This is a genomic window from uncultured Megasphaera sp., from assembly GCF_958350005.1.
Taxonomy (GTDB): Bacteria; Bacillota; Negativicutes; order Veillonellales; family Megasphaeraceae; genus Megasphaera.
This window is the reverse complement of sequence record NZ_CATWFF010000178.1, coordinates 1-3,983: the sequence shown is the minus strand read 5'-3', so window position 1 is coordinate 3,983 and position 3,983 is coordinate 1. Positions and strand designations below refer to the sequence as shown.

At 48.9% G+C, this 3,983-nt stretch carries 5 protein-coding genes; all 5 read right to left on the bottom strand.

Translation table 11 applies throughout. The features are described 5' to 3' along the window. Nucleotides 1-78: 78 nt before the first annotated feature. Nucleotides 79-1,056, bottom strand: a complete 978-nt coding sequence (locus tag Q3886_RS08980) for an AEC family transporter (RefSeq protein ID WP_301861077.1) — start codon at nucleotides 1,054-1,056, stop codon at nucleotides 79-81. 36 nt (nucleotides 1,057-1,092) lie between these two features. Continuing rightward, on the bottom strand, nucleotides 1,093-1,758 hold the full coding sequence (locus Q3886_RS08975) for a 3'-5' exonuclease (RefSeq protein WP_301861075.1): 666 nt from the start codon (nucleotides 1,756-1,758) through the stop codon (nucleotides 1,093-1,095). A gap of 108 nt (nucleotides 1,759-1,866) precedes the next feature. Beyond that, nucleotides 1,867-2,190, bottom strand: a complete 324-nt coding sequence (locus Q3886_RS08970) for a branched-chain amino acid transporter permease (protein WP_301861073.1) — start codon at nucleotides 2,188-2,190, stop codon at nucleotides 1,867-1,869. Nucleotides 2,191-2,193: 3 nt separating this feature from the next. After that, nucleotides 2,194-2,895: an AzlC family ABC transporter permease gene (locus Q3886_RS08965; protein ID WP_301861071.1), complete on the bottom strand. Its 702-nt coding sequence runs from the start codon at nucleotides 2,893-2,895 to the stop codon at nucleotides 2,194-2,196. A 130-nt stretch (nucleotides 2,896-3,025) separates the two neighbouring features. Beyond that, a partial coding sequence (locus Q3886_RS08960) for an Abi family protein (protein WP_301861069.1) occupies nucleotides 3,026-3,983 on the bottom strand: 958 nt, incomplete at its 5' end.

Here is a 3,983-nt window from a genome sequence, read left to right as displayed (position 1 = left end):
ACGGACTCAGATATCTGAATCCGTTTTTTTGATGAGGCCATTTTGTTACAGCCCCGTTGTGCTTTATTCGTATGGATCTTACCGAAACGGCAGGTATCCTGTAATGACGAGGAGATAAAACAGGGGATACCAGAGGAAAATATACAGTACTGTCGTCGTAATAAACGGCGCCATGGCCAGGTTGACATTCAGACCGTACAGCCGGGCCGTAATGAGGGCGTTAATGGCGCAGGGCGATCCCATAATGATCAGCAGCGATCCCAGCAGCACCGGATTGTCTGTCATCTGGACGGCCAGCAGATACGACAGCAGCGGCGTGACGACCAGCTTTAGCGGAATCAGGTTGAGCGTAGGCCGGCAGTACTGCTTCAGATGGCTGAAATCAATGAGATAGCCAATGGGCAGCAGGGCCGACCAGGCGCTGACGTGGATGAGGTCCTGAAACAGCTCGCCCAACACAGCCGGCCGCGGCACACCGGCAGTATACAGGACAATACCGGCAGCGATAAAGACGAGGGACAGCTGATTCCAGTTGATAAATACGTTTTTCCAGTTGTCCCTGAAAAAGGTCAGTACATGACTGCCTTTCCCACTGTGCTGGTAATAGTACCCCATGGGGAAGAGGATAAAAAACATGACCAGATTCTGGAAAATGCCAATGATCTGAGAATAGGCAAAGGCGATTTCCCCGTACAGCAGATAACCGCACAGGCCGCCGAGGGCCGTCGTGTTGGATGGCATGGCCGTGACGAGGTAGCTGCCCCGGTCCAGGCGGGAAGAAAAGCGGCGGTGCAGCCTAAGGCCCAGGATTACGGCCAGCGGAACCAGGGCGTTGAAAAAGGCGAAAAAAGGCAGTGACAGCAGCTCGGCCTGCAGCGGCAGAACCCAGAAGCTCAGCAGCGTCAGAATGGACATGACGACGATGATGTTGAAGCGAATCAACGTATTGCACTGCTGCGGAGACAGGAGACCTTTCTGCTTGATGCCGTAGCCCACGGCCAGGGGCAGAATTATGTCGATGAAAATATAGAGTATGCGGGAACCTGTTTCGTCCACGGCAGATCCCTCTCTTTCGGCGGTGTAGTGGAAAGCTTACCGGCGGGCGGCGCGGAAAGCGTCGGCCAACGAGAACGTCAGCGGTTCTGCCGGTTTGGTTGCGTCGATAATAGGCTGCATAATATCGCGGAATTCTTCGCGTTTCTGAGACAGTACGTAGAGTTTGGACGTGTTGCGGGCATCCCACAGGGCGTCATGCATTTGTCCGTCAAAGGTTTCTCCCAGCGTGCTGACTGCCTTATCCAGGGAAATGACCTTGTCCAGTCCCAAGAGATTACAGTAAATCTGCTGGAAGTTCTGCCAGTGGTCGAGCATCCAGCGGACGCGGTCGTCGGTCATATCCAGCTGTTTCAGACGCATTTCGCAGGTCAGCTGGCGCCAGTCGTTTTCACTCCAGGCGTACATTTCGTAATTGTCGTCATTCGATTCGCGGCACCAGTCGAGAAAATGATGAAATGCCGGCGTAAAATGGGGCGCATCGGCGAGCATATCCATGGTAATGCCCGTCAGTTCCTGACAGGTCGCATTCATTTCTGTCGTATATTCCGGCCGGACATATTCCTTGTATGAAGAAATTTCTTCGCCGGCTTCATTGATTTTTACAGCGCCGATTTCAATAATTTCTCCCTTGCAGATGCGGCGGGCTTCTTTCTGTTTCCGTCCAATAGGATTCATTTCAAAGTCAACGAATACTGCGTTCATGTATCAGTGCTCCCTTCGTAAAACCTGTGATGGCAATATTCATGGTCTTAATTATAGCACAAGCGATGTGAGAATACCTATAGATGATGGGCATATATGGTATAAATATCAGGGCCAGAGAACCTGGCGGAGAACCATGTACAGTACGGTGCCGGCACCAATGCTGAGGAGCGTATTGTTCCACAGCCGGTACATGACGGCAACGGCGGCGATGCCAATAAGTTCCGGCAGCCCGTGGGAAGAGGAAAATACGGCGTCTTTCAGGCAGAAGACGATGAGCAGGCCAATGACCGCCGGCGGCAGAACCCGGCCCAGGTAGGAAATGAATGCCGGCGGCTGCCCTTTGGCAAAGAGAATAAACGGCAGAAACCGTGTGGTCATCGTGCCCAGCACAACGACGGCAATGGTCAGCATCATTTCTGTTGTCGTCATAGTCTAAGCCTCCTCTACGGTGCCGTTCTGGCTGGCCCGGTGTCTGTTCCACAGAAAATACAGCGTAATAAGTATCATGGCCGGAATGAGAAACTGCTGACTGCCAAAGAGAAGCAGGCAGACCAGGGTACAGGCCACGCCGGCTAAGGCCGGACGGCGTGCTTCTCTGCGCTGCCACTGGCTGACGAACATGACCGTAAACAGGGCGGTCATGACGAATTCGATGCCTGTCGTGTCAAATTGAATCCATGAGCCCAGCAGGCCGCCCAAGACAGCGCCGGCAACCCAGTAGATATGGTTGAGAACGGTAACGAAAAACATAAACCACGGCCGGCTCACGTCAGACGGCGGCACGACGGTGCAGTTGATGGAAAAGGACTCGTCACACATGCCGAAAATGAGGTACGGCTTGAGCCAGCCCGTATGGCGGTACGGCTCGAGCATGGAAATGCCGTAAAATAAATGGCGTGCATTGACCATGAGCGTCAGAATAAAGGCATTCAGCGGATTAAAAGGCGCCAGCAGCAAGGGGATGGTGACGAATTCCATGGAACCGGCGAAAATAAGCATGCTCATAAAAAAGGGATACCACACGGAAAAGCCTTTGCTGGCCATGAGAAATCCGTAAGACATACCAATAAACAGAAAACCGGCGCAAATAGGCAGCGTATACGGAACTGCTGCCTGCAGCGCTTTATATTTCATATGAAGTCATCCTTCCCCACAATTTTATATTTCTGATAGATATACTAAAAGTATAAAAATCACTACGTATATTGTCAATAGGCAAAGGTTTGTATGGGGGACAAGGATGCGTAAAGAATAAAATCTCATATTATCTTAACGCATCTTTCCAGTTTTTAGGAAATCCCATAAAGGAAAGGCGAATCACATCTGTATACTCATTTATGATCTTTTCAAGTGCCTGTTCAAATTCCTGCCATTGGTCATTCGCGTCTAGCATTCGCCTGATAGCGACGAGGACAGGGAAGAGCTTATTGGATTTTGGCTGCACATAGTTGGATACATCTGAATACAAGCGAGGTGTTTGCTTTAGCGGCATATTATAAAGACGGCCATAATGTGCACAAATATTGCGTATTTCGACTAATGAAAGAATCCAGCTGCTCAGGTACTGAGGCTTTGTATGATAAAGAGAAGCAATTTGTTTTTTATCTTCCATGGTTAAAATACTGTATAGGGAAGACAGATTACCAAAGGTAAAAAGCTCGATAGCGACCCAAATAGGGAAATGCCCATTGTACTGTGTGGCGTGATGCTTGACGAAAGGTACGTTTTTTTGTCGTTTACATTCGTTCTTAAATTTTTCTATGAGGATTTCATGAATGGAGTGATGGTACTTATTCCTTTTATCAAGAAAATTGGAGGCATCCATATATCCTTCTGCGCCATATGTTAAAGCAAGATAATACGAAAGCTGCGTACGAAGCTGGATTTCCAGCTGTTCAATTAGGTGAATTAATGTATTGCGAAGCAAGCTGTCAAATTGGTAAAGTCGATAGATATGCGTCAAAGAAATGCCATCCACATATTCTTCGACATTGTCTATTTTTTTGAGACCAATACCATAACCGCTTAGTCGGTAATAATTTACTCTTTTTAGAATCGAAATGGCAGCATCCTTTGAAGAGATTGTAAGATTGTGGACATTAGTCAAGCGGTCGATTTGTTCATCATATGTAAGGGCCGGTTTTAAATCCATCAACATGCCTCCATAAAAAAAAGTCCCACCATGGTCCGCAGTACGTTTCCGCCTTATGCGTGGTGGGCTC